Genomic DNA, 26,999 nt, shown 5'->3' on the forward strand with positions numbered 1-26,999 from the left:
CTAACAATGCAAAATCTTTTATTGCCGTGGCAAAGACAGTTTCATTTCTACTCCCGGTTCACACCGCTTTACCGTTAAAAGTCCTTCATGTAAAAATAGGATTTTTCTTGCAAGATACAGACCTATTCCAAAGCCTTCCTCATCCGTCACCCGCTTTCCGCGGTAAAATCTCTGAAAGATCAGATTCTTTTCCTCCGGTTCGATTCCGATTCCGTAATCTCTGATACTGAAAGTTGTGAACATTTCATTTTCCTGCAGGCTAATCTTTATTTTTCCATTTTGCGGACTGTATTTCACCGCATTATCCAACAGATTAAAAATCGCTTCTCCCAGCCAGTTTGCATCATGCATCACATGCATTTTCTCAGGAAGTTCAAACTCGAACCGGATTTCTTTTTTCTCTGCCTGATCCAAAATCTGACCAAGTGCATTCCGCAGAGTCTTAAGAAGATCCCGCTCTTCTTTTCTGATCTGAATCAGACCATGCTCTAATCTTGAAATACGGATAAAATGCTCTGTCAGAAAATAAATTTTTTCTTCACTGCTCTGAATGGCTTTCAGATAAGACAGTTCCGGTTCTGTCCCTTTCTTTTCGATTTCTTCTGATAAAAAGTCAAGATAATTTTTCAGATTTGTCAATGGTGTCCGCATCTGATGTGCGATTTCCGAAATCAGTTCCTGAAGTTCTTTCCGTTCTTTCTGTGCATCTTGTTTCTGACTGACTAAAATTTCCTGCAGCCGCAGCAGTTGATGCCGGATTTTGGAATCCATTGTCTCTTCGCAGTCAGAAAAATCGGGGAGTTCTTTTCCGCTGGTCATTCGCTGCACAGTATCTGATATCTTCTTTAATTCCCGGCTTCGTTCTTTTCTCTGAACCCGGTACATTCCGGCCGCCCCGGCAAGAATCCCCAAAAGAAACATCCCAGCACTCCACCACAAAATTTCTGTCAGATCCATTACTCTTCCTCCATCCGGTATCCCAGTCCAAATACGTTCTGAATATACGGCCGTTCTCCCGCAGCTTCAATCTTTTTCCGCAGACGGCCGACCAGCACGCTGACACTGTTATCAACTACATATTGACCATCAATTCCCCATACATGCTCCAAAATATTTTCTTTGGTCAGAACCTGCCCCTGATTTTTCATCAGATATTCCAGGAGCTGATACTCTTTTGCCGTAAGAGATATCTCATTCTCCCCTGACACTGCCTTTTTTCGCTGTGGATACAGATTGAGATTTCTGCATTTCAGAATCTGTTCACCGGCATCTTCTCCCCGGTTTCGTCTGAAAGCTACTTCAATCCTTTTTAATAACACTTTCATGGAAAATGGTTTCACAACATAATCTTCTGCTCCCAGGTCAAATGCTTTCAGCATTTCCTGCTCTTCATCCCTTGCCGTCAGAAAAATTGCGGGGATCTTTCTGTTCCATTTTTTCATCAGGGTGTGATACAGTTCCATACCATTTCCGTCCGGGAGACCGATATCAACCAGTAAAAGCTCCTCTGTTCCCTGCAGAATCTGCCCTGCATCTTTCTTTGTATAAACCTGCAAAGTCCGATAACCTTCCTTCTCAAGCACGACTTTCAAAGACCGGCTTAACAGGCGGTCATCTTCAATAATCCCGATTGTCATTTTTTATCCCGTCCATTCTTTCCTGCTTTCCCCAGTCGGACTTTTTCCATCTCCTCTGCAGTCTCTTCATCCAGATAATCAAAAAGATAATTTCCGACACTGCCCTTCTTTCCAAGATGCTCACCTCTGACTTCTGCCAGCGTCCTCTCAATTTCCTCTTTCAGTCCCGGAGCAGACATCCGGTTCGCACCCTGTCCTAAGATGAACACCTGCTCCAGTCCGTCTGAAGTTGCCACAGTTACAGCAGCATCCTTTGCGATCCGTCTTACAGTCTTTTCGATATACTGGTCTGCCGTTTCCGCCTCTTTGGTATAGACAATATAAATATTATGATATTTCATCACTTCACCCGGATTGCCTTCAACTTTATATGCATCATACACAAGGATCAGCGTACATTTTCTGTATCCCTGATAGTTGCTTAAGATATCCGCAAGTTTCCCGCGTGCCGCACCAATATCCTTTTCGGACAGCTCTCTTAGTTCCTCCCATGAGAAAATGATATTGTATCCATCCACCAGAAGATATTCCTGTCGGACTTCCTTTTCCCGTCTGCGTCTTTCCCATTTCGGATCTGTATAGGCACTGCCCGGTTCTCTGTCCTTTTCCTTTGCACAGACTGTCACCGGACCATGATTCTGCTTCACCGGATCAGGAGTTCTTACATAAATTGCATCCAGTTCCTCCTGTGTCAGTTCAATACTGGAATGCCGCCGCTTCGGAAGTGTGACTTCCGCAAGTCCTTCTTCTCCCGTCTGATCCAGTGTGCGTTCCATGTGCATATATTCTTCGACTTCATCCCAGTCCACGACAAATCCTGCACCATGGGCACAAAAGACCGAACCGGTAGGATTCGCAAGATCCAGCTCTGAATCATACCCTCTCGCCGCTACAACTTCTTCCTGATTATGGCAGAGATCATACCCCTTCAGGGTCAGAGAAATTCTTCCTCTTCCACCTGTATATGCAATGACATCTTTCTGATAACCGCTTAAAGTCGATACCGGTGCAATTCCCGTCAGCACAGTCATTTCTCCCAACGTTTCCGGTGCCTCAAATTTTCCGAAACGGTTCTGTATATCCGTCATGGCACGTCCCACATTTTCAGAAGGTAATTCGATCCTGAACTCATAATACGGTTCAAGCAGTACGCTTTCTGCTTTTTTCAGTCCCTGCCGCACAGCCCGGTAAGTTGCCTGTCGGAAATCCCCGCCCTCCGTATGCTTCAGATGGGCTTTTCCTGAAGTCAGTGTGATCTTCATATCTGTAATAACCGATCCCGTCAGAACTCCTTTATGTTCCTTTTCCTCCAGATGGGTCAGCACCAGCCGCTGCCAGTTCCGATCCAACACATCCTCACTGCATTCTGAATCAAACTGTATTCCTGATCCGCGTTCTCCCGGTTCTAACCGCAGATGTACCTCTGCATAATGGCGTAACGGTTCAAAATGCCCGACACCTTCCACCGGTGCTGCGATCGTCTCTTTATAGACAATGCTGCCTTCCCCGAACTCAACCAGTACTCCAAAGCGTTCTTTTATGATTCTCTGAAGGATTTCAATCTGCACATCGCCCATCAGTTGCACATGGATCTCCTGACTCTTTTCGATCCATACGACATGCAGTTCCGGCTCTTCTTCCTCCAAAAGCTTCAAATCTCTTAACATCGTATGAACATTACAGTCATCCGGCAAAATGATCCTGTACGTCAGCACCGGCTCAAGGATCGGCAGCTCAGAATCTTTTTCTGCTCCAAGTCCCTGCCCCGGATATGTTTCCGCCAAACCGGTCACTGCACAGACTTTTCCCGCATCTGCCTCCGAAAGAAGCTCATACTTTTCACCGGAATATACACGGATCTGATTTACCTTATCACCATTTTCACCGATCACATCCTTCACCTTCAGCGTGCCACCGGTCACTTTCAGGTAAGTCAGCCTGTTTCCCTGACCGTCTCTCGCAATCTTATAAACCTTCGCTCCGAATACTGCCGGATATTCTTTCTGCATCTGATATGTGCAGATCCCGTTCATCAGTTCTTCCACACCCTGCAAATGTAACGCCGAACCAAAATAGCATGGAAAAATCTTTCTTTCTGCGACCAGCCGGCGGATCGAGGCAGCGGCGACACTGCCTTTCTCAAGATATTCTTCCATCGTCTGTTCATCACACACTGCAATCTCTTCGATCACTTCTTCTGCTCCGGTTTCCACTCTGCCGAAATCAATACATCCTTCTGAAAACCGGGATTTCAGTTCTGCAAGAAGTTTTCCACAGTCCGTCCCTTCCTGATCCATTTTATTCACAAAAAGGAACACCGGTATTCCGTATCTTGTTAAAAGTTTCCACAAAGTCTCCGTATGTCCCTGCACACCGTCTGCCCCGCTGATCACCAGCACCGCACAGTCCAGCACCTGCAGTACCCGCTCCATCTCCGCTGAAAAATCAACGTGTCCCGGTGTATCCAGCAATGTGATCTCCGTATCTTTCCAGGTAAGCACCGCCTGCTTGGAAAAGATCGTAATTCCACGTTCCCGTTCCATTTCATCTGTATCCAGAAAAGCATCCTGATGATCGACCCTGCCTAAATTTCGTATTGCACCACTTTGATAAAGAATACTTTCCGAAAGGGTCGTCTTTCCTGCATCTACATGAGCCAGCAGGCCAACATTGAGTACTCTTTTTCCTGTTTTTCTTTCCTGTCCGCTCATAAATCTTCTCTTTCTCCTTCTCCTTAATTATTCACCTGATGATGCACAACCAGGCTTTCTCTGTCGATTGCTTTAAAAGAATAGCCAAGATTTTTATAATACTCCAGAACGGTCGGCAATGCCTCGATCGTTGTCTCTTTTGTTGCTGCATCATGAAACAGCAGCATTACCTGATGATACTTGTCTGTCTCCGACTGTGCAATGATTTCCTCTGTCGTAGCTGTTCCTCCATCCCCGCTGCTGACATTCCAGTCATAATACTGATATCCCAGCTCAAGTACTTTCGGCACAAGTACACTCATGATTCCCTCCATATAATTCCTTGAAACCGTATTGGACGAGCCACCCGGAAAACGGATAAAACACGGGACGAATCCGATCTGCTCCTTTGCGATCTCTCCCACTTCTTCCAGATCTTTCAGGTACGCTTCTTCTGAAGAATATACGGTCTCATAATCATGACAGAAACTGTGCAGACCGATCGTATGCCCTGCATCATATGCTTTTTTTATCATCGGACGGTACTCCGGTTTCTGCCCCGTAATAAAAAAAGTTGCTTTGGCATCATACTGATCCAGTATATCCAGCACTTTCTGCGTATTCTCCGAAGGGCCGTCATCAAATGTCAGATATACAATCTTTTCATCACTCGCTTCCGTTGTCCCCACTGCAACACCCGGCTGCACCGAAAGCTCTTTCTTCCGCTGCTCCTCTGCTTCTTTTTCTTTCTTCTTTTCTTCTTTTTCTGCCTTTTTCTTTTCTGCCTCTGCCTCTTTTACAGCCTCAGCTTTTCTGGCCTCCTGTCTTGCTTCTTTCGCATTCAATCCCATGCAGAAAATTGTACCGCAAAGTGCAAAAAATACAAGTCCACATAAAATCCTTCCATACCGGTTCTGACGACTTCTTCTGTGTTCTTCCATCTATTATCTGCTCCTCATTCGTAATAGGGTTTTCCCGGATCATGAATCAATCCATATAGAAAAAACATCAGCCGGGGAAAACTCCTGACTGATGCTTCTTACCCGACTGATGCCTATTATAAAATACAAATTTTAAAAAAGATGAACGCTTTCATTAAGAATTGTTACATTTCTTTCCTGCACTTTACAGAAATGTTCCGTTGCCTCCACCATAATTACCTCCGCCGCAGCAGAGACCGCTTCCGCCACAGCAAAGATTGCACATCAGATTTGCCACGCATAACTTCACGCAATAACTGTTATCAAATGTACCCGGAAATCCATACATCGTCTGTCGTGTCTGATACCAGCTTCCACCGCCTTCCAGCCGCTGCAGCAGCATCTGATACTGCATATTCTGAGGATCAAGCCGGACAGCCTCCCTGGCATGCTCCAGTGCCGTCACGTTATTGCCCAGTCCCGAATTTGCAGAAGCACTCAGAAAATACCATAAGGCACTGTGGTTTGCAATTCCGTCAAGGACATTCAGTGCCTCCCTGAAATGTCCGCTTCTGATATAATTGGCTGCCGCCTGCAGATGTGCATCTTCCTCGCTCATACCTGCTGTTCTTCCGGAAGTCCCGTTTCCGTAGCCACCGAAATTCCCGTAACCTCCAAAACCGCCAAAGCCGCCAAACGGACCATAATCACCGTATCCGCTGCCCTGTGAACCGCCTCCTGCTCCTGACGAAGAGTAGCCTTTTTCCCGCTCATCCATGATCTGCTGATATGCCTGCTGGACTTCCTTGAACTTAGCCTCTGCCTCATCTTTATGAGGATTGTTGATATTCGCATCCGGATGATACTGACGGCTCAGTTTTCTGTATGCCTTCTTAATCTCCTCATCCGATGCACTCTGGTCTACTCCTAAAATCTGATATGGATCTGACATCTTTTTCTTAATTTCCTCTCATTCTCTTTTTCCACTGTCCGCTTTCCCACATTCTGCCTGCACTTTCTCAGCTCTTTTAATGAACTTTGTGCCACATAACAACAGAAGGTAGTGACAAGTAATAACAAATACTTACTCAGCTCTTTTTCATGAACTTTGTGCCACACTTCGGACAACGGATCTCGATCTTTCCTTTGCCTCTTGGAATCCTGATCTTCTGACTGCATCCCGGGCATTTATAAATATGATACTGCTTTCTCTGCCGGAACAGATCTTTCTGCTTTGCAAAAAAGCAACGGATCTTGTACGACTTTGCAAGATATGCCTGATTCTCCGCATAACGCTTTGATACATTCTTTGAGAACATCCTGAAATAACAGTAAATGATCAGGAACCATCCGACATAGTAAAAAATTGTCCCAATAAGACTTCCCCTGAAAAACGAAGCCAGCAATACACTGATCAGACCGATCACCAGCAATGCTTTCGATAACTGATCCACACCGTATCTTCCCTGCATAAACCGCATAAACTTTTCTTTCATGATCTGCACTTCCTGTCTTAAATTAATATGGACTTTATTCTGCTCCGTTTTTCAATCAAAGTCAATTAAATAAATCTAAAATTATTCCTGATTCAGAACATTTTTGCATACTTCGTCTGAAATCTGATAGACGATCTTCGATCCATCCAGCATCACATAACGGTTTCCGTTTCCATCTTCACTGCCGATATACATTTTCATCGTCTTTTCATCCTCATTCTTTGTATAAGTAGCCTCAACCGTGATCCGACTGGCTTCATCCAGTCCATAGCCTGCCAGGTCTGCATCTTCCACAGAATAATCAGCAACCGTTGTCAGTGACACCGCACCCAGTCCGCCTGCAACCGCAGCGATCTCTTCTTCCTGATCTTCATTTTCTGAATCATAGGTCGTAGTCGTTCCATTTTCCGTGATTACTTCTTTTTTCAAATTGCCGCTTCCGATGCTCGGATATTCATCCAGTTGTGCAAAATCAGACAACTCCGTCTTGAAATCATCCAGCACGCTGGATGCGACCGTATAGACTGTACCGGTATCGCCCACCGTTACATAATAATCTGTTCCGGTAGAATCTCCAAAGCTGACCGTTGTTACTGTTCCGTCTTCTTCCGTGATCTCAATGGAATAATTCGGGTCATCCAGTCCATATGCGTCCAGGCTGTCTCCGTCTTCCAGTTTCCGGTCCGCGGTGATCTGGGCAGCCGCCTTTACGATCGCCTCCGGCTTACTCTGCTTCAACGGGAAATCCTTATCTTCTGAATAATACCAGGTATCTCCTTCTTTTTCAAAAGACATTTCACCTGCTGCCACCTGATACTTGATCGCAGTGATCGTTGACTCATCCAGATCCGTCACTTTGACCGTTTCTTTTTCCTCTTTTTTATCCTGCTTTTTATTCCAGGAGCTTAGTCCAAAATAAACAATCAGAAGGATGACCAGCACTCCTGTTAAAATCAATGGTCCTTTTTTCTTTTTCATACTGACACCTCAGGCCTTTCTTCTTCTGAACCATACGACAAAACCACCGATCAGAACCACTGCCGGAATACCAAATACAACGAGAATGCTGAATCCACCTGCATGCTGAACAGTATTGTACTCTGTTGTAAGGCTCTTTGCCTCAATAGAAAGATTGGTCACACCGTCAAAGTTTGCTGTCACTGCATTCATAAATACCTGCGTATTTTCAAGCTGTGAAAATGCATCCGTGATCTGCTGATCGATCAGGCTGCCTGCAGAGATAACCGTCAGTCTGCTCTCTTTGCTCTCAGTACTGTCGGAACTGATCGTTTCAGTTGCAACCACTCCCAGGTCATACGTTCCCTGCTTCTGATCTTCTTCTGTCACTGCATATGCCTGCTCAGAAGTTGTCATAAAGGCACTCGTTGTGATCGTATCTCTTGCCGGATCCGTTGTCGTCAGTCCGCGGGAATTCATCAGAAGTACCATCTGAGAACTGATTCCGTCTGCCATATCACCGGATAAATTCAGTACCGGGAAAATATAATACGGCTGATTCTGATAACATCTCTGTGGATCTGCGATATAACCATCTGCCCCCTCAATTCCATAATCTTTCAAAAGTCCTGCAAGTTTCGGTAAAGAATCAAGTCCTGTATCTCCCAACAGACACATCACCTTGCCGCCTTCTCCAAGATATCCGCTCAGAAGGCTGACCTCATCATCAGAAAGATCATTCGTCGGGCCATCCATCAACAGAAGATCACAGTCATCCGGTATAGAATCTTTCATCAGAAGATTCAGTTCCTCGGTTGTATAATTATTCTTTGTCATCAGATCCGTGATCGTTGTAGAAAGGGAGTCCTCTCCATGTCCTGTTACAGTATAGATCTTCTTCTGGACATCACTGGTCACATAGTTTACCGCACTGCTGAGCTGTCCCTCACCATCAAAGGAGGTATAACTCGATGAACCTGAATAGTAATAAGAAGAAGAATCTGATACCAGGATCTTATCAAAAGAAATGGTTGTCGACTTTCCTGTTGCCTCGCAGGATACATAGATCGTATTCTGTGAAGTATTGTATTCTGTCAAAGCTGACGGATGCAGAACCGGGTCGATCCATTCCACCTTGATCTTATCCGACAGTGCCGCATATTTACTGATAAATGTTGTGATCCTGTCATCTGTCTCATCTTTGACTGCCAGTACTTTCATATCAATCTTATCATCCAGACCTTTCAGCAGATCTTTCGATGTATCGGAAATGTCATAAATCTTTGTACTGCTGACATCAATATTTCTGTATGCTTCCGGAATCTGACCGACGACCAGATTCAATACGATAATGACTGCTACAACCAGCACCGTCATTCCTACACTGTAGGAACCATGCTTTGTTCCGGAAGTATGGAACATTCTTTTTAAGTTTCCTTTTTTACTTTTTAATTTCTCCATGATCCAAACCTCCTAACTCCAACGTCTTTTCTGAATCGACTGCACTGTAAGAAATACAAAGACTGCGATCAGTGACAGATAAAGTGCGATTCCCGTCACGTCTACAATACTGTTGGATGTGATATCTGTAAATACATCCGACAGTGCCAGTCTTCCAAACATTTTGGAGAGAAGATTCTCAAATAAAGAAGATTTTACAAAATAAGCAATGACTGCCGCAGCAACTCCGATCACTTCCAGCCCTCCTGCAAGCATCAGGTTCGATGTCATATGGAAAATATAGAAAGCAACGATCGTAAGCACGATCAGAACTCCCACCAGCCCACTGACAGCCGAACTCGGAAGCAGTGTCAGGATTCCGTTCCATAAATACAGGATCAAAAGGATACCAAATGTACTGATAAATGCAATAATCTGACTTTCTGTCAGCGAAGACAGGAACATTCCGATCGCTGCAAATACGCATCCAAGCAGGAAAAATACCAGAATAGAAATATAGTCCACTCCAAGGTATGCTGTTCCCTGGGATTTGATGATCAGCGGATAAATGCAGAAGATCACACTCGGGATTCCGATCACTGTGATCATTGCAAGATACTTTCCAAGAACTACTTTCCACAGACTCACCGGTGCGGTCAGCAGAAGCTGATCCGTCTTATTTTTCCTTTCTTCTGAAAAGCTTCGCATCGTGATCAGCGGAATCCCGACAATAAATACGATCAGAGATCCTGCCAGCGAATAGGAAAAATACGGATATCCCGCAGACAGATTATATGCAACAAAATAAATGCCCGTAAATACCAGAAGGAATGCCACAAATACACATCCCACCATAGACTGGAAATAGGACTTCAATTCTCTTTTATAAATCGCCAGCATTGCTTACTTCCCCCTTTTCTGCCTCTTTTGCCTTTCTGGCAAATTCTTCTGCAGCCTTGTCGCTCTGGGTCAGCTCCATAAATACATCCTCCAGGCTGACCTGAACCGGATTCAGCTTCAGCAGCGGCATCTTCTTTTCTGCAAATGTCGTAAAGAGTTCTTCCCGGATATCCTGTCCTCTCTTCTCCCGGATCTGTCCGCTTGTTATGCCACTGGCATCTATCTTCAACGAAACTTTTTCGATTCCAGGTACATTTTTCAGCACTTCTTTTACTTTGGAAGCTTCTGTCCTGGTCTCAATCTCGATCAGCCCGGACTCACCCAGGTAACGTTCCAGATTCTCCGGTGTATCACTGGCAACCAGCTTTCCTTTGGAAATGATCATGATATAGTCACACACTTCTCTTACTTCTGCCAGAATATGAGAACTTAAGATAACTGTATGCTTCTTCGCCAGTTTACGGATCAGTTCACGGATCTCAATGATCTGCTTCGGGTCAAGACCTACACTTGGCTCATCCAGAATAATGATCTCCGGGAATCCCAGCACAGCCTGTGCCAGTCCGACCCTCTGCCGGTATCCTTTGGACAGATTCTTGATCAGACGCTTTTCCACATCTTTGATCTTTACAAGCTTTTCCACATCCTCAATAGACTCAGCTCTCTTCTCCTTCGGAATTTTCTTCAGTTCTGCGGCAAATTCCATATATTCCCTGACCGTCATATCCATATACAGCGGTGGAAGCTCCGGCAGATATCCGATCTGCTTTTTCGCCTCCTCTGGCTCTTTTAAAATATCATGCCCGTTGATCAGCACCTCCCCTTCTGTAGCTCCGAGATATCCCGTCATGATATTCATGGTCGTAGACTTTCCGGCTCCGTTAGGACCTAAAAAGCCGTAGATATGCCCTTCTTCAATGGTAAAATTCAGGTGATCTACAGCTAAATGATTTCCGTACTTTTTCACCAGATTCTTTACTTCTATCAAAGTCTCCATCCTCCTATTTCTCTCCGCATAATACAGAGTTTCTTTTTTACCTGTCAACGTTATCAGAAGTTTGTGAATCTTTTGTGTATCAAATGTGACGGAAGTTTGCTCTGTTCATTTTTGTATCAAACGTAACGAAAGTCTGCTCTATTTCAATTCTACAACTGCGTAGGGGCTTCCATCCTCCGCACACAGTTCAATAACCGTCCGGTCTTCCTCCCTGCTCCTTTTCGGATAAATGACATCTCCCAGGACTGCCGATTTCTTATACTCCACACGGATCTGTCTGAACTGGCGGTCAGCCGGAAGAAATTCCAGTGCCATCTGCACATACTGGCAGTTATTTACATGTTCATTCGTATCAATATGATAACGACGTACCGGGAATGCCTCCAGTGCCTCGGTCTCTTCCGGCAGGGAGATTTTTCTTCCCTTATAAGGCATATCCAGTGCCTCACCCATGCCGTATGGCTTTATGTCTTTTTCCTCCGGTCTTACCGGCCGCCCGGTCTCTGTATCAAGAAATACCCATACAGAATAAGCCTTTGCGATCATGTTCCCGCTTTCATCTTTTATGTAAAAATTACGATTTCCGAATAATCCCTTAAATTCTGTCGGAAATGTTCCGATCGTGATCCTTTCTCCCAACGCAGGATACCGTTCTGCGATCACCTGCCAGTAGGACAGGATCCAGGCACGCTTTTCTGCCTTCAGTACCTCCGTTCCAAGTCCCACATCTTCTGACTGGAACGTGCTGCAATCCTGAAAATAATTGATCAGTGCAGGAAGGGTCAGTGTTCCATGATGATCGATCTCACTGTAACGTACTCTGCTGTTAAATTCATACATTTTATTTATCCTCCGTTTTTTGCTACATAATCATAATCTACCGTAATCACACTCTCGTATCTGGAATCCACTCCCTTTAACCGCTCCATCAACTGTAACGGAAGGTCGTTGCGTCTTTTTTCATCATATTCGATCGGGATCACCATATCGAAAATCAGATTGATCCTCTCCGCTCCCCACACGACACGAAAATCGTGGATGCTGCATGCCGGATCCAGCTCTTTCAGAAGATGCTCTGTCTTCTTCCTGATACGGATCACCTTTTCATCTTTCATTTCCACCGGATCCATATGGATCACCAGCATCATCCCAAGTTCTTTTGCCGCATCCCGTTCGACACGGTCTATGATCTCATGCGACTTTTCAAACTCCTGGTCGTTGGGAACTTCTGCGTGGATGGATGCCATGCTTCTGCCCGGTCCGTAATTATGCACGATCAGATCATGAACTCCCTCGATCCCATCGTAGCTCTCTACAAATTTTTTAATCTTCTCATAAACCTCCGGACTGACCGGTTCACCAATCAGAGTATTCAATGTATCTTTTGCAATCCCGAAACCGGCCCACATCACAACCAGTGCCACGCCAAGACCGACAAAACCATCCATATTGATCCCTGTTGCCGCAAAAAAGAGAATCGAAAAAATTGTCGCTGAAGTCGTGATCACGTCTCCCATAGAATCAGCAAAGACCGCCTTCATCACCTGAGAATCAATCCTCTCTCCCAGCTTTTTGTTGAACAGTCCCAGCCACAGTTTCACTGCGATCGAAAGGCATAAAATCAACACCGAGACCGGAAGAAATTTCAACCGCTCCGGATGAAGGATCTTTCCCACCGAATCCTTCAGAAAGGTAAATCCAACCTCCAGCACCAGAAAAGAAACAATCAGTGCTGCTATGTACTCGATCCGCCCATGCCCGAACGGATGATCTTTGTCCGCCGGCTTTCCTGCCATACGGACTCCCACAAAACTGATCACCGATGAGCCTGCATCGGACAGGTTATTAAAAGCATCTGCCGTAACAGATACACTGTTCAGTACCAGTCCGACAATCAATTTTGTCAGAAATAATATTACATTACAAAAGATGCCCACAATGCCGGACAGCATACCATATGCCGTCCGCACGGACACCTTTTCCACCTCCTCATAATCTTTTACAAAATGCCTGATAAGAAATTCTGTCATATTTATTTTTCCTTCCAGAAGAACCAGCGGATCTGAAACTTTGAACCCGCCGTCACTTCCGAATATTCTTCCTCCGTCAATACCTTCTTTAACTGTTGTTTTCCCTTTTCAGGAAGTACTGCATTTGTTGTATCCAGAAAACACAGATTCGGATACAGTACGCACCACCAGTTATGTCCTGCCGCTTCTCCCAGTTCGATCCTCAGGGTCTTGTAATTTCCGGCAGGAAATGTGACATCTCCATAGGTCCGATCCGGGAAATAGCATGTCGTCACCGCCACACTGACTGTCTGCTGCATCTGCAGGTCTGTCATTTTCTGCTCAGCCACCCGCCGGATTTCCTCCGTATGCCCCCGCATCCACCGGGTCGTCTCCTTTACATCCATCCCTTCAGGAAGTACTTCTTTTAAATAGGATAACACTGCATCCCGCACCTCCAACTTCACTGCCTGGTCTTTCCTGCTGTCGCTGTTCGCAAGAACATGGAACCGCAACACTTCCTCTGCCAGATGCTCCTGTACTGCCCGGTCTTTTCTCTGCACATCTCCCAGCACTACTGCTGTTGTCACTACGGTTGCCACGATCAGTGCAAGGAAAATGCTGATCACACGAATCTTCCCCGGTACGATCTGCTCTTTTCTGACTGCTTTTCTGACTGCTTCTCTGACTACTTCTTTCATATGTAATCCCTCCATATATCTATTGTCCGGTCAGGTTTTTCCTGATCTTTCTCATCTTTTTCCGGTCATCCGATCGGCTGATATATGGAGTATTACCTGAAAGCTGCCCTCTATTCATTTTTCGGATACATTTTCCTGCTGATGCACTTTTCTTCCTGATACATTTTTCTTACATACGCTTTTTTCTATACGCTTTCTTCTTTTTCGCGGATCGTGTCTACTACTGCCTCTGCCTGGTTCTTGATATGCTGTCCTGTGATCTGGGTCGCACGATCTTTATCCCGGCTTTCGATCGAATCAATGATCGTCTGATGTTCTTCCAGCAACTGCGGATAACACTCTTTCTTTTTCAGATATTCAATCCTGTAGCGATACATCTGCTCCCGCAAATTGTTCAGAAGCTGGATCAGACGGCGGTTATCCGTAGCTGCATAAATGATATCATGAAATGCCACATCCGCCTGTGCGATCCGGGTAATATCATCGCTGTCCAGCGTATTACAAAATTCTGCGGAAGCCTCCTTCATCGCTTTGATCCCTTCTTCATCCATACGGTCGCAGGCAAGCTGGACTGCCAGTTCCTCCAACGCACACCGCACTTCCAGTACATCTCTTAAATTCTTTTCCGTGATTTCTGCAACTTCTGCACCTTTCCTTGGGATCATCAGGACAAGACCTTCCAGCTCAAGCTTACGGATCGCCTCACGGATCGGTGTCCGGCTCACTCCGAGTTTGTTCGCAAGCTGGATCTCCATCAGTCTTTCTCCCGGCTTCAGTTCCCCTCTTAAGATCGCCTGCCGCAGCGTATTAAATACCACATCTCTCAGAGGCAGGTACTCATCCATCGTTACTTCAAAATCTGTTCCCATATTATTTTCTCCTTACGTTATGCACATTCGTCACATAGACCTGCTTCGTCAGTCCGCTCTCACGAATCTTCCTCTGTGCCTCCCTTGCCGCAGCACGGTTTTCAAAAAGTCCGAAAACAGTAGGACCACTGCCACTCATCATCGCACCAATCGCACCATTCTCTCTCATGACCTGCTTCAATTCTTCGATCACCGGATGCATCGGGATCGTAACATCCTCCAGCACGTTCCCCATATTTTCTGAAATCCTGTGAAGATCCTTCTGCCTCAGACCCTCGATCAGAGCATCTATATCAGGATGTTCTATGATCTCCTCTGAGTCCAGTGCCTCATAAACTACTTTGGTTGATACACTGACCGGTGGCTTTGCGATCAGGACCGTACATTTCGGCATGGCAGGGAGGACACTTAATTTTTCTCCGATCCCTTCTGCCAGCACTGTTCCTCTCATAATACAGTAAGGCACATCTGCTCCCAGCTTTACCCCACGTTCCATCAGATCTTTTTGCTGCAGGTGGAGTCCGAACATGCGGTTCATCCCGAATAAGACAGCCGCTGCATCTGAACTGCCGCCTGCCAGTCCCGCTGCCACCGGAATATGCTTATTCAACACGATCTTCACACCCTCGCTGATCCCAAATTCCTCGATCAGGAGCTTTGCTGCTTTATAAGCAATATTGGTATCTCCTGTCGGGAGAAATCCCAGGTTGGTCGTAAGTTCAATCCCAGGTTCTTTCTTCTTTGTCAGCTTTACTTCATCATACAAATAAATGGTCTGCATGACCATACGCACATCATGATATCCGTTCTCTCTTCTTCCCAGTACATCCAGTCCCAGGTTTATTTTTGCAAGTGCTTTCAGCTCGATCTGATTCATCCGTATCTTCCATCCTCTCAATCGCAAAACGCATGCTGTATCTTGTATACATTGTACTTACAGTATACTCATATTTTCTTTAAAAATCAATAATTTATCCCCCTCTTTCACATTTTCATTCTGCATTCCGTTCACTTCCATAATGCCCTCTTTTGTTGTCATATACCGCTTTGCAAGCTGCCACAGATCTTCTCCGCTCTGCACGATATGCCCCACGATCGACGGTCTTTTTTCAAGCTGTGCCAGGTCCAGCGGTTCTTCCCTGACATTCTCCATCGTCCACACTTTCACCGGTCTTCTTAAAAATGTATCAAATGTGAGGATTCCTTTGATCTCCACTGATTCACTTCCGACCAGTGTAATCTGCAACTGCTCGATATGCTGTTCCATATTGTAGACTGTTTCCTCCGGCATTTCTTTACACTCGATCTGATGTTCAAATGGGATCATTCCCTGCCAGCTTCCATATGGTTCTGCATCATCTCCACGCAAATAAAGGAACGAGAGGTGTAAAATTCCTTCCACCCGGATTCCCTCTCCGGTCCTATCTGCATGCTCCACCTGGATTGCTCCTCTGGCATGCAGGATCTGCAGAACATCTGTCTTCAGCTCCGGCAGTGACAGTCGTTCCGTCACCTTACATTTTGACTGATTCTGCATTAATAATTCTTCACATACCACCTCAGTCGTATCAAAAAGACACTGTTTCTGAAGTGAATACAGATCTTCCAGCAGTTCCACGCTTTCCTCCCGGTAAAAATTCATATGGAGTGCCAGCGTTCCTTCAATTCCAAGAATCCGCATTTCCCCGTCTTCATCCATTCTGAGATCGGTCAGTGTATCCTCCATCGTATGGCGAATAGAAAAATACATCTCTTCACTGATTCCCTCACACGGAATCCTTCCCTCATAAGGGATCGTCTGTGAGATCCAGTCCGGCTTTTCATCCCCGGACAGATACATACAGAACAGGAACAGTTCTCCCCGCACGATCAATTCATCCTGTCCTGGACGCAGTTCCAGTTTCCGCTCACTGATATCGGTAAATAAGATCTGCCCTATACTTTCTTTCGTTCCCGGAATCGTAATTTCTTCTTTGATTCTGTATGTATCTTTTTTGGTCACTTCCAGTTGCAGGAGCTGCACTTTTTTCATTTTTTTATACAGCGGAACATCCCCTTCTGCATCCGTCACGGTCTCTTCATCTACCAGCTTTTCCCTGCCGACTTCCAGTTCCACCATCGCACGCAGACTCAGTTTTCTTGAATGGATCAGGGACGGAGTAAACTCGATCCGCACATTCTGAATATAAAATTCTTCCCCCTCCTGATTTTCTGCATAAACCATCTCCTCAAACGGAAGTTTTCCTTCCAGCACCCCAGGTTTCGGATCTGAAGAAACATTCAGATAAAGAATCCTGAAATACAGCTTTCCTGTAATCCGGACATAATTTTCTACCGGACGGATCTCTTCGATCTTCAGCTCTGTTCCTGTATCAACAATTCTTCTGACATCCTCTTTTGCCTCCGGTACATTATACTCTTCATCCACATAAAACTGGTCAAAGATCTTCTTTCCTTCTCTGACGTAATGAATCCTCTTTTTTATCAGTTCCATTTTTCTCCTCCTTATTCAAACCGGATATTTTTTTCTGTCTCTTCTAGTTCCACTACTACATAAGGATAAGTTGCAATCTCCTTTTTTTCTTCTCCTTTTTCCGGTCCGAGAAGACCGGTATGGATATAGACCGTTTCCTGTGTTTCACAGAGCCGGTCCACTTCCACACTGTATCCTGTTGTCTTCTGCTCTCCATATCCCTCGGCAAGATACAATTTCCCCTGATCCGCAAAAGTCAGCCGGAACGGGGTTTTCTTATTTTTCTCGATCAGGCTCATTAATTCTTCCGGAATCGCCTCCTCCGTAACTACTTTTATCTCCAGTTCGTGCTGTTCAGAATTCTTTTTTTCCTGCCGCACGCAGCCTCCGGCCTCCAAAGACAGCAGAAGACAGAAAGCCAGTGCAAAAGTTTTCCACATACTCTGCTTTTTTCTCTCCACTTTTCCACCTGTTGCGGCATATTTTCCCTATTATCCTATGACATTCCCAATACAGATATTCCTTTCCGGCCTGTCCTCCCCAGCCTTGTATTTTACGGGATGCTCCTGTATAATGGAAAGATATCAGGGCGTCTGGTTTCCGCACTGCAGGAGCCTGCTCACGAGTGAGTTCAAAGTCTTTTACCACGCTCCGATAGCATAAAATAAAAGAGAGGAATTTCTATGATTCGATTAATATGTATTGTTGTATTTCTGATTTTATACCTGATCCTGTCGATTCCGGTTTTTCTCGTGGAATGGCTGATCGGTAAGTTCAATCCACAGGCACGGGATATCAGTTCCTTAAGGATCGTCCAGTGGGGATTTAAAGTGATCCTGAAAATGACCGGAGTAAAGGTCACTGTGATCGGTGAAGAAAATATTCCTGATGAACCGGTTCTTTACGTGGGAAACCATCGCAGCTTCTTTGATATCCTGCTTACCTACAGCCGCTGCAAAAGACTGACCGGATATATTGCAAAGAAAGAGATGGAAAAAGTTCCCCTGCTTTCGATCTGGATGCGTTTTGTCTATTGTCTTTTCCTTGACCGAGAGAATCCAAAAGAGGGACTTAAGACGATCCTGAAAGCCATCGAATATATCAAAAAGGGGATTTCGATCTGTATCTTCCCTGAGGGTACAAGAAATAAAGGAGAAGAACTTTCTCTTCTTCCTTTTAAAGAGGGAGCATTTAAAGTCGCAACCAAAACCGGTTGTGCTATTGTACCGATCTCCATGAATAATACCTGTGAGATTTTTGAAGCTCATTTTCCAAAGATCAGAAAGACCCACGTTGTCCTTGAATATGGAAAGCCGATCTACCCGGATGAGCTGGATAAGGATACGAAAAAGCATATCAGTGAATATGTAAGAAATATCATTGATGAGACGATCCATAAAAATGCTGAACTTATATAGTTTAGCATTTTCAGAGAACTGAAGAAGACGACTGTGAATCATGAATACTCATCTTTCACGGTCGTCTTTTTTATTCTTCCAAACTGTTTCTTAGCTTTTATTCAATTCCTGTTACTGTGTAATCTTTCTCTTCCACAGCTTTTTTCAGCACATCATCACTGATTTTGCTGTTCAGTGTCACTACGGCTGTTCCGGCCTCATGGCTTACTTCCGCTGTCTCTACCTGGTCCAGTGCTTCCAGTGCTTTCTTCACTGCTGCCTCACAATGTCCACACATCATACCTTCAATTTTGATCGTCTTTGTCATCATTTCTTCCTCCTGCTTTTTCTTGCTTCTATTCGCTCTGACTTTTTTGTCATGACTTCCATCATACATTTTAAACCAGTTCAGTCTCAATGCATTTGTTACCACGCAGAAACTGGACAGGCTCATCGCCGCTGCCCCAAACATTGGGTTCAACTGCCATTCGAATAACGGAATCCATACTCCTGCTGCCAGCGGGATTCCGATTACATTATAAAAGAATGCCCAGAATAGATTTTCATGGATATTGCGGAGTGTCGCCCGGCTCATCCGGATTGCTGCCGGAACATCGCTCAGTCTGCTCTTCATCAGCACAACATCTGCCGCATCAATGGCAATATCTGTTCCCGCTCCAATCGCGATTCCTATATCTGCTCTCGTCAGAGCCGGAGCATCATTGATCCCATCTCCGACCATTGCCACCTTTCCTTTTTTCTTCAGTGAACGGATCACTGCCTCTTTTCCTTCCGGCAGCACACCTGCAATGACTTCATCCACTCCTGCCTGCTCTCCGATTGCTTTTGCGGTACGCTCATTATCTCCGGTCAGCATAACCACCCGGATTCCCATATTCTGCAGTTCTTTTACTGCCTGTGGACTGTCTTCTTTGATGACATCTGCAACCGCAATGATTCCGATCAGTTTCTCATTTTTTACAAAGAACAGCGGAGTCTTTCCCTCCTGTGCAAACTTCTGTGCCTGCTGCTCTGCCGCATCCGGTATTTCACTTTTTGATCGGATATATTTTAAGTTTCCACCATAAAGCCAGGCTTCTCCCAGCCTTCCCGAAAGTCCGTTTCCTGCAATCGCCTGAAAATCTTCTGCCTCTTCTTTACTTTCTACTCCCTTTTCTTTCGCATATTCCAGTACTGCCCTTGCCAGTGGATGCTCGCTTTTCTTTTCCAGTACATAAGCTGTTCTGACCAGTTCTTCCTCCGAAATTTTCTCTGCCGGGAAAAGATCCGTCACTCTCGGCTCTCCGCTTGTGATCGTTCCGGTCTTATCCAGTGCCACAATCTGCGTCTTTCCTGTCTCTTCCAGCGATACTGCTGTCTTAAACATGATGCCATTTTTTGCACCCATGCCATTTCCTACCATAATCGCTACCGGAGTTGCAAGTCCCAACGCACACGGACAACTGATGACAAGCACTGAAATTCCTCTTGCAAGTGCAAATCCGATACTCTGTCCTGCCAACAGCCACACAACCATCGTGATCACTGCAATCGTAATGACTGTCGGTACAAATACTCCTGATACCCGGTCTGCAACTTTGGCGATTGGTGCTTTCGTGGCTGCTGCATCACTGACCATCTGAATGATCTGTGACAGGGTTGTATCTTCTCCAACTCTCGTTGCCTCACAGCGGATAAAACCTGACTGGTTCAAAGTCGCTGCAGATACCGTATCTCCACTCTTCTTATCCACCGGAATACTCTCACCGGTCAGTGCCGCTTCATTCACGGCACTTGTACCCTCGATCACCATTCCATCTACCGGGATATTTTCCCCCGGTCTGACCACAAATACATCTCCTTTTTTTACCTGCTCAATAGATACATTCAGTTCTTCTCCATTCCTTATTACCGTTGCTGTCTTCGGAGCAAGCTTCATAAGACTCTTCAGTGCATCCGTCGTCTTTCCTTTCGATCTTGCTTCCAGCATCTTTCCTACAGTGATCAGCGTAAGGATCATCGCTGCTGACTCAAAATAGAATTCATGCATGAATGACATGACACCATCCATATCCCCGCTGACCTGAGCCGCAGTCATCGCATACAATGCATAGACACTGTAGCCATAAGATGCTCCTGCTCCCAGTGCCACCAGTGTATCCATATTGGGGGTGAGATGGATCATGCCTTTAAACCCATTGACAAAGAATTTCTGATTGATCACCATCACTGTCGTTGTCAGAAGTAACTGCGTCAGACCCATCGCAATATGATTTTCTGCCATAAAAGAAGGCAACGGCCATCCCCACATCATATGTCCCATTGATACATACATCAACGGGATAAGAAATACCAGTGAAGCGATCAGTCTCCTTTTCATCTTCGGAGTCTCTGTATCTTTCAGCATCTCATCCGCTGCAGCAGCAGATGCTGTTCCTCCGTTTCCGTTCTCTGCATTTTTCAGCGATGCTCCGTATCCGGATGCCTCCACAGCGGCAATGATCTCGGATGCCGACGCAGTTCCCTCCACTCCCATGGAGTTAGTCAGCAGACTTACCGAGCATGAGGTTACCCCTGGGACATTGGATACCGCTTTTTCTACACGGCTGCTGCACGCTGCACAGCTCATCCCTGTCACACGATATTGTTCCATCTTTTCACCTTCCTGTTCTATTTTCCGGTTCCTGTTCTTCCTTCCGGTTTCTGTTTTACTTTCCAGAAGCTATACGGCAATCATTATTTCATCAGTTTCTGCAATGTTGCAACCAGTTCATCCACTGTTGCATCTTTTCCCTCTCTTATATCATCCGCCACGCAGGTACGAATATGGTTTGCAAGAAGTACTTTATTAAAACTGTTCAATGCCGCATTCACAGCTGAGACCTGTACTAAAATGTCCGGGCAATAGGCATCATTTTCTACCATTCTCCTGATCCCCCTGACCTGCCCTTCGATCCTGCTCAATCTGTTCAGTAAATCTTTATATTCTTTTTCCGAACGCTCCTTTGTCTTATGACAGCAACCCGGACAGACTTTTTCTTCTTCCATGATTATGCTCCTTTTTGATCGAAATTATGAGAGACACACTTTGTGGATTTTAATACCCCCTATAGGTATTCTTCACATTCCGAATTATATACCCATAAGGGGTATATTTCAAGTGCTTTTTCTATTATTTTCAGGATTGATTGTATTTTGGAGATATTTCAAAAAATAAACCGGAACCGGAAATGAATTTCTGTCTGCTTTTGGCTTTGATAAAAATCCTTTTCCGGTTCCGGTTCTTCCATTTTTCTTTTCTGTAAGATTCTATTCAGGATATACCAGGTTTCGGTCCTTCTTCAGGCTGTCCCGGTATTTTCTGATATAATATTTCGCCATATCAAGATTCTGTTCCTGATAATTTCCACACTGTTCCGGTGCTGCCCCCGGAATCTCGCCTTCAAATCCTATAATAAAATCACACAGATCCATAACAAGGTCGTAAATATCTTCTGAATCTAAATTACCGAACATAACAAGATAACATCCTGTCCTGCAGCCCATCGGTCCAAAATAAATCACATCTTCTTTACTCTCACTGTTTCTGAGATAGGTTGCCGCCAGATGCTCGATCGTATGCAGTGCCGGTGTATCTATGACCGGCTCTCTGTTCGGTGCTGTGATCCTCAGATCAAATGTCGTCGTAACACAGTCTCCTTTCGCATCTCTTCTTGATACATACAATCCCGGCATGAGATTCAGATGATTGATTGTAAAACTTGCAATTCTTTCCATTTTAATTCCTCAGTTTCTTTTATTTTTCTTTTCTGCCTTCTTTTATGTAAAACTTCGAAAATCAGAGAGAAAGTTCATCGATCTTCTTCAGTTCTTCTTCAGAGAACTCCGTATTTTCAATCGCTTTGATATTGTCAAGCAACTGCTGCGGTCTCGATGCTCCCACCAGTACACTGGTTACGATTCCATCTCGTAAAATCCAGCTCAGAGCCATCTCTGCCAGAGTCTGTCCACGTCCGGCTGCGACCTCGTTCAAAGCACGGATTTTCATGAGCTTTTCTTCTGTAAGTGCATCCTTTTTCAAAAATCTTCCATCCGTCATGATCCGGCTGTCCTCCGGGATTCCATTCAGATAACGGTTCGTCAGAAGTCCCTGTGCCAGCGGACTATATGCAATGATTCCTTTCTTCAGTTCTGCTGCCTTTTCTTTCAGACCATTCTTCTCAATCGTCCGGTCAAAAATAGAATAACGATTCTGATTAATAATAAACGGACAATGAAGATCCTTCAGGATCGCAGCCGCTTTTTCCATGGTCGGTCCATCATAATTGGACAGTCCTACATAAAGTGCTTTTCCCGACTGTACTGCTGTAGCCAATGCACCCATGGTCTCCTCTAATGGTGTATTCGGATCCATCCTGTGATGATAAAAGATGTCTACATAATCCAGTCCCATTCTCTGCAGGCTCTGATCCAGGCTTGCCAGCAGATACTTTCTGCTTCCCCAGTCCCCGTAAGGGCCATCCCACATCAGATATCCCGCTTTTGTACTGATCACCATCTCATCTCTGTGCTGTCCCATCTCTTCTTTTAAGATTCTGCCAAAATTCTTCTCGGCACTGCCCGGTTCCGGTCCGTAGTTATTCGCAAGATCAAAATGCGTGATCCCATTGTCAAATGCCGTAAAGCAGATCTGCTTCATATTTTCATAGACACCGGTATCTCCAAAATTATGCCAGAATCCCAGTGACACTTCCGGTAATTTTAATCCGCTTTTTCCACAATACACATAATCCATTTTCTGATATCTTTCTTCTGCAGCCTGATACATACTCTTATACCTGCCACTCAAAATGTGTTGAAATATACTCAAACACATCGAGAAATTGAAGTCCTTGCGGATACTTCTTACTGCTTCAATGTGTATGCTTTGGCGATTATAAACAATACGCTACTCACAAGTTCTTGTACACTTCACAGTCGTAAATTCCTGCGATAGCCCGCAGTACATACTTACGTTTGCTTTCATTATGCAACTTCGTAAGTTAAAGCATCTCTTAGATTAAGAGCAGCATTAAAATCCCTATCCTCAACATAGCCACAATCACAACAGTATATTCTATCTGAAAGCTTCAAATCTTTCTTGATAGCACCACAACAGTGACATATTTTGGATGATGGATACCATCTGTCTACGACTCTTAATTCAATACCATTTTCATCACACTTAGCTTTAAGCTTAGTTCTGAATTCATAGAACTTTTGTGATGCAACGGCTTTTGATAGATGTCTGTTCTTCATCATTCCTGATATATTCAAATCTTCAATAGTTATATAAGATGGCTTGGTTTTCACTATCTTGGCTATTGATTTATTGATATAATCAGTACGGATATTATCTATTTTATGATGAAGTCTTTGCACTTTGAGCTTTTGCTTTTGTATATTTTTTTGAGTGGACTCTCCTTTCTTTAAATTCTCATACTTGCGTGAGAGACATCTTTGTTCTCTGCGCAATTTCTTTTCCAATTTTTTAACTCTTGCTGACTTATTGATATTTTTATAAGTTTTACCATTAGAAACAATCGCCAAGTCTTTCAACCCCAGATCAATTCCTATACCGTCATTGCTATTATTAGCAATCTTAGCGTCGGGAATTTCCACAAGAACTGACACATAATATCTGCCTGCTTTGATGGATACTGTACCGCTTTTGATATTCCATCCGTCTTTAGTTGTTGGTATATAGCCTTTTTCTTTAATGCGTACCCAGCCTAAAGTGGGTATGTTCAACCTATGTCTCTCGCATCTGCAATCTTTAGGATTATTCTTTACGAAATACATTTTTACATCAGATTTACCTTTCTTTTTGAAATTAGGAAAAGCACTTTGATGTTTAAAAAATCTTGTAAATGCAGTACATCCATCTTCAATAGACTTTTTTACAGCTTTTGAATACGCTTCTTTAATCCATACTTTTTCAGGATTATCAGGAATGTACTCATTATTGAGCCATACGCTAAAACTCTTGCCCGTCATAAACTTTTCACCTTTATCGTATAAAGCTTTGTTGTGATCAAGATAGAAGTTGTAAACATATCTACAAGTGCCGATAGTCTTGTTAATCTTGATTTTTTGCTCGACTGTCGGATTTATTTCCGTTTTGAAGCTCTTTAGCAATTTCCTCATCCCCTTCTATTTGTTTTTTATACTTACGAAGACCGTACAATCTACAAGAAAAAACGTGAAGTATAGATACAATATCCTGTACAAGCTCTTCTTGCGGTGATAGTTCTTCATTATTCACTACCACTATGGTTGTATTAAACTTCATACAGAATTTTTCAAACCAATCATAGCCAAATCTGACAAATCTATCTTTATGTGTAACTATGATAGTTTTGATTTTTTGTTCCATTACTTCATCTAATAATTGATTCCACTTTTTACGATTGTAGTTAAGCCCACTTCCATAATCTTCAATACATTGATCTACAATGATACCTTTAGCATTGCAAAACTGACGTAAAAAAGTTACTTGGTTTTGCAAATCATCTTTTTGGTTTCTTGTAGATACTCTGGCATAAATAACAATCTGACGATTATCGTTTTCAGTATTTATGCCCTTAAACTGAAGATATTGGTCATAAGTATAATAACGCCTATCAGTCGGAGTCCGATTTGCTTTCAGAATCCCCTCTCTATCCCAACGTTGTAACGTTTTGACTGAGACGCCCAATAATTCAGCAAAATCTTTTGGTTTGTAATTAGTGATATTAGATGTGTTCATAACAATATCCTCCATGAGTATATTTTAACACATTTAATCACTATCGGCAATGATTTTGATTACTTAAAGTTTCCTCCTATGTATTCCGTTTTGTTGCAATCTACGGATTTCTATTCGTTATTCTATCACTTCAAATCTGTTATGTCATCGCTTTCTGCATTTTTAATCAAATTTTTATTCCCCCCATTCTTCACACCAGCTTTATATCACATACCTTCTTCCAGGTCCCAATATTTTATAAGATGAATTTTCTGAATTTTTTAAAAAATACATAAAATATAAAGAATTTTAATTTTAGGGTTTACAAACTCGTAACCTTATGATATTATTTTATTTGTCGAGCGGAAGTGGCGGAATGGCAGACGCGCTAGATTCAGGTTCTAGTGGGAGTTTTATCCTGTGGGAGTTCAAGTCTCCTCTTCCGCATTGATAAGAAAAGAAATCCTTGATTTGAGGATTTCTTTTTTTGTTTGAAATTTGACCGGGAATACTTACCCGACATCATTATATTTATACCAACAAATGTAATTTCCTCATAATCTCTTAATAATTTTTATAATTCTTTTTCTTTCCCGACACACCCCGGACACAATTTCCCTCTATAATAAAATCATCAAATAAAGAAGACGGCGATTGTATTAATTGCTTTTTATGATTGCCGGTCTTCGCCTAAAAATTACGAACAGTTTACATAGATTACAGCCCGGAGCCAAAGCCCCGGGCTGATTTTGTACTAAAAAATCTTCTTTAGATACCATAGCTATCTTATACAGATATACACCATATAACCTATATAGAGCAGCAGCATGATAATGCCTTCTTTCCTGCTCAGTCTTTTCTTTGTCCACACCATCAGCCATACAACGATACTAAAGCCAACAAGAATCACAATATCAACAATATTTTCCATTAAAAATGCAATCGGACTGATAGATGACGCAGCTCCAAGTACCAGCAGTATATTGAAAATATTAGACCCCACTACATTTCCCACCGCCATATCCAGCTCGTTCTTTTTTGCCGCTACAATGGATGTGACCAGTTCAGGAAGGCTTGTTCCCAGTGCAACGACTGTAAGACCGATCAAAGTCTGAGTCAGCCCGAAACTTCTTGCCACCATTGTTGCACCATCCACGACAAAATCTCCGCCAAACTTGATTGCTGCAGCTCCTCCAATGATATACACGATACATTTCCATGCCGGAAATGTATCAATCTCCTCTTCCACAGCTTCTCGTCTCGCCTTCAATGCCGAAAAGATCATCCACAAAAGATAGCATACAAAAATCAGGATCAGGATAATCCCTTCTGTGTGTCCAAGATTCATCCCTAAATAACCAAGTGCAAGCAGAAACAATGCACAGAAAACCGAAAATGGGAACTCTTTTTTCAGAGTCCCAACCTGTACTGTCAGCGGTACGATCAACGCACAGATTCCGCATACCACCATCAAATTAAATATATTAGATCCCACTGCATTGCTGACCGCCAGTGCATTATTGTTCGTAACAGATGCAGCAACGCTTACCGCACACTCTGGCAGGCTCGTCCCCATCGCCACGATCGTAAATCCAATGATCAGCGACGGAACTTTCAGCTTCTTTGCAACTGCAGAACTTCCATCTACAAAATAATCTGCTCCTTTGATCAAAAGTACAAAACCGATCACCAGCAGGGCAATAGCCATTACTATTTCTTTCATCTTAACTTTCCTTCTTTATTCCGA

At 43.9% G+C, this 26,999-nt stretch carries 25 protein-coding genes and 1 tRNA gene; 2 read left to right on the top strand and 24 right to left on the bottom strand.

The window, feature by feature from the left end:
* Window positions 1-18: 18 nt before the first annotated feature.
* The 17 genes from NQ541_RS10195 to NQ541_RS10275 form a co-directional block, all read right to left on the bottom strand.
* The gene (locus NQ541_RS10195) at window positions 19-957 is read right to left on the bottom strand and encodes a sensor histidine kinase (protein ID WP_005609899.1); all 939 of its coding nucleotides are present in this window, start codon (window positions 955-957) and stop codon (window positions 19-21) included.
* A complete protein-coding gene (locus NQ541_RS10200; protein WP_005609898.1) occupies window positions 957-1,637 on the bottom strand; it encodes a response regulator transcription factor in 681 nt (226 codons plus the stop codon). Before NQ541_RS10200 ends, NQ541_RS10195 begins: the two co-directional genes overlap by 1 nt.
* On the bottom strand, window positions 1,634-4,348 hold the full coding sequence (locus tag NQ541_RS10205; RefSeq protein ID WP_005609896.1) for a translation factor GTPase family protein: 2,715 nt from the start codon (window positions 4,346-4,348) through the stop codon (window positions 1,634-1,636). The genes NQ541_RS10200 and NQ541_RS10205 overlap by 4 nt, the downstream gene beginning before the upstream one ends.
* A 23-nt stretch (window positions 4,349-4,371) precedes the next feature.
* On the bottom strand, window positions 4,372-5,268 hold the full coding sequence (locus tag NQ541_RS10210; RefSeq protein WP_207635036.1) for a polysaccharide deacetylase family protein: 897 nt from the start codon (window positions 5,266-5,268) through the stop codon (window positions 4,372-4,374).
* Window positions 5,269-5,452: 184 nt separating this feature from the next.
* The gene (locus NQ541_RS10215; protein ID WP_005609893.1) at window positions 5,453-6,199 is read right to left on the bottom strand and encodes a J domain-containing protein; all 747 of its coding nucleotides are present in this window, start codon (window positions 6,197-6,199) and stop codon (window positions 5,453-5,455) included.
* 136 nt (window positions 6,200-6,335) lie between these two features.
* A complete protein-coding gene (locus NQ541_RS10220; RefSeq protein WP_005609890.1) occupies window positions 6,336-6,743 on the bottom strand; it encodes a zinc ribbon domain-containing protein in 408 nt (135 codons plus the stop codon).
* A gap of 81 nt (window positions 6,744-6,824) precedes the next feature.
* Window positions 6,825-7,721, bottom strand: a complete 897-nt coding sequence (locus NQ541_RS10225; RefSeq protein ID WP_005609889.1) for a DUF4340 domain-containing protein — start codon at window positions 7,719-7,721, stop codon at window positions 6,825-6,827.
* Between the two features lie 9 nt (window positions 7,722-7,730).
* The gene (locus tag NQ541_RS10230) at window positions 7,731-9,161 is read right to left on the bottom strand and encodes a GldG family protein (RefSeq protein ID WP_005609888.1); all 1,431 of its coding nucleotides are present in this window, start codon (window positions 9,159-9,161) and stop codon (window positions 7,731-7,733) included.
* 12 nt (window positions 9,162-9,173) lie between these two features.
* Complete coding sequence (locus NQ541_RS10235; RefSeq protein WP_005609887.1) at window positions 9,174-10,040, bottom strand: ABC transporter permease subunit; 867 nt, start codon at window positions 10,038-10,040, stop codon at window positions 9,174-9,176.
* The gene (locus NQ541_RS10240; protein WP_044940285.1) at window positions 10,024-11,028 is read right to left on the bottom strand and encodes an ABC transporter ATP-binding protein; all 1,005 of its coding nucleotides are present in this window, start codon (window positions 11,026-11,028) and stop codon (window positions 10,024-10,026) included. The genes NQ541_RS10235 and NQ541_RS10240 overlap by 17 nt, the downstream gene beginning before the upstream one ends.
* Window positions 11,029-11,175: 147 nt before the next feature.
* Window positions 11,176-11,877, bottom strand: a complete 702-nt coding sequence (locus NQ541_RS10245; protein ID WP_005609885.1) for an acyl-[acyl-carrier-protein] thioesterase — start codon at window positions 11,875-11,877, stop codon at window positions 11,176-11,178.
* Between the two features lie 5 nt (window positions 11,878-11,882).
* Window positions 11,883-13,067, bottom strand: coding sequence for a cation diffusion facilitator family transporter (locus NQ541_RS10250; RefSeq protein ID WP_005609884.1), 1,185 nt, complete (start codon window positions 13,065-13,067; stop codon window positions 11,883-11,885).
* A gap of 2 nt (window positions 13,068-13,069) precedes the next feature.
* Window positions 13,070-13,747 (bottom strand): stage II sporulation protein R, encoded by a 678-nt coding sequence (gene spoIIR, locus NQ541_RS10255; protein WP_044940274.1) that lies wholly within the window; start codon window positions 13,745-13,747, stop codon window positions 13,070-13,072.
* 185 nt (window positions 13,748-13,932) lie between these two features.
* The gene (locus tag NQ541_RS10260; RefSeq protein WP_005609882.1) at window positions 13,933-14,616 is read right to left on the bottom strand and encodes a GntR family transcriptional regulator; all 684 of its coding nucleotides are present in this window, start codon (window positions 14,614-14,616) and stop codon (window positions 13,933-13,935) included.
* Between the two features lies 1 nt (window position 14,617).
* On the bottom strand, window positions 14,618-15,493 hold the full coding sequence (ispE, locus tag NQ541_RS10265) for a 4-(cytidine 5'-diphospho)-2-C-methyl-D-erythritol kinase (protein WP_005609881.1): 876 nt from the start codon (window positions 15,491-15,493) through the stop codon (window positions 14,618-14,620).
* A 57-nt stretch (window positions 15,494-15,550) separates the two neighbouring features.
* On the bottom strand, window positions 15,551-17,110 hold the full coding sequence (locus NQ541_RS10270) for a DUF3794 and LysM peptidoglycan-binding domain-containing protein (RefSeq protein ID WP_005609880.1): 1,560 nt from the start codon (window positions 17,108-17,110) through the stop codon (window positions 15,551-15,553).
* Window positions 17,111-17,121: 11 nt separating this feature from the next.
* Window positions 17,122-17,550, bottom strand: a complete 429-nt coding sequence (locus tag NQ541_RS10275; protein WP_005609878.1) for a protease complex subunit PrcB family protein — start codon at window positions 17,548-17,550, stop codon at window positions 17,122-17,124.
* A gap of 222 nt (window positions 17,551-17,772) precedes the next feature.
* On the opposite strand from NQ541_RS10275, the gene NQ541_RS10280 reads away from it, so the two are divergent.
* Window positions 17,773-18,507 carry a lysophospholipid acyltransferase family protein gene (locus tag NQ541_RS10280; RefSeq protein WP_005609875.1) on the top strand — a complete coding sequence of 245 codons (735 nt, stop codon included), beginning with the start codon at window positions 17,773-17,775 and terminating at the stop codon, window positions 18,505-18,507.
* A gap of 97 nt (window positions 18,508-18,604) precedes the next feature.
* Here NQ541_RS10280 and NQ541_RS10285 read toward each other — a convergent pair whose 3' ends face one another.
* The 6 genes from NQ541_RS10285 to NQ541_RS10310 all read right to left on the bottom strand — a co-directional run bounded on the left by NQ541_RS10285 (window position 18,605) and on the right by NQ541_RS10310 (window position 25,258).
* Window positions 18,605-21,139, bottom strand: a complete 2,535-nt coding sequence (locus tag NQ541_RS10285; RefSeq protein WP_044940272.1) for a heavy metal translocating P-type ATPase — start codon at window positions 21,137-21,139, stop codon at window positions 18,605-18,607.
* A gap of 83 nt (window positions 21,140-21,222) precedes the next feature.
* Window positions 21,223-21,534, bottom strand: coding sequence for a metal-sensing transcriptional repressor (locus NQ541_RS10290; RefSeq protein WP_005609873.1), 312 nt, complete (start codon window positions 21,532-21,534; stop codon window positions 21,223-21,225).
* Window positions 21,535-21,795: 261 nt separating this feature from the next.
* On the bottom strand, window positions 21,796-22,263 hold the full coding sequence (locus tag NQ541_RS10295; protein WP_005609870.1) for an S-ribosylhomocysteine lyase: 468 nt from the start codon (window positions 22,261-22,263) through the stop codon (window positions 21,796-21,798).
* A 61-nt stretch (window positions 22,264-22,324) separates the two neighbouring features.
* A complete protein-coding gene (gene mgrA / locus NQ541_RS10300) occupies window positions 22,325-23,314 on the bottom strand; it encodes an L-glyceraldehyde 3-phosphate reductase (RefSeq protein ID WP_005609869.1) in 990 nt (329 codons plus the stop codon).
* Window positions 23,315-23,511: 197 nt separating this feature from the next.
* Entirely contained in the window at window positions 23,512-24,672 is a 1,161-nt protein-coding gene (locus NQ541_RS10305) for an RNA-guided endonuclease InsQ/TnpB family protein (RefSeq protein WP_005609868.1), read from the bottom strand.
* On the bottom strand, window positions 24,605-25,258 hold the full coding sequence (locus NQ541_RS10310) for an IS607 family transposase (protein WP_167528445.1): 654 nt from the start codon (window positions 25,256-25,258) through the stop codon (window positions 24,605-24,607). Before NQ541_RS10310 ends, NQ541_RS10305 begins: the two co-directional genes overlap by 68 nt.
* Window positions 25,259-25,614: 356 nt before the next feature.
* On the opposite strand from NQ541_RS10310, the gene NQ541_RS10315 reads away from it, so the two are divergent.
* Window positions 25,615-25,699, top strand: a tRNA-Leu gene (locus tag NQ541_RS10315).
* Between the two features lie 334 nt (window positions 25,700-26,033).
* Here the strand turns inward: NQ541_RS10315 and NQ541_RS10320 are convergent.
* Window positions 26,034-26,975, bottom strand: coding sequence for a calcium/sodium antiporter (locus NQ541_RS10320; RefSeq protein ID WP_005609866.1), 942 nt, complete (start codon window positions 26,973-26,975; stop codon window positions 26,034-26,036).
* Window positions 26,976-26,999 lie beyond the last annotated feature (24 nt).

It is taken from the genome of [Ruminococcus] lactaris ATCC 29176, assembly GCF_025152405.1.
GTDB classification, from domain to species: Bacteria; Bacillota; Clostridia; order Lachnospirales; family Lachnospiraceae; genus Mediterraneibacter; species Mediterraneibacter lactaris.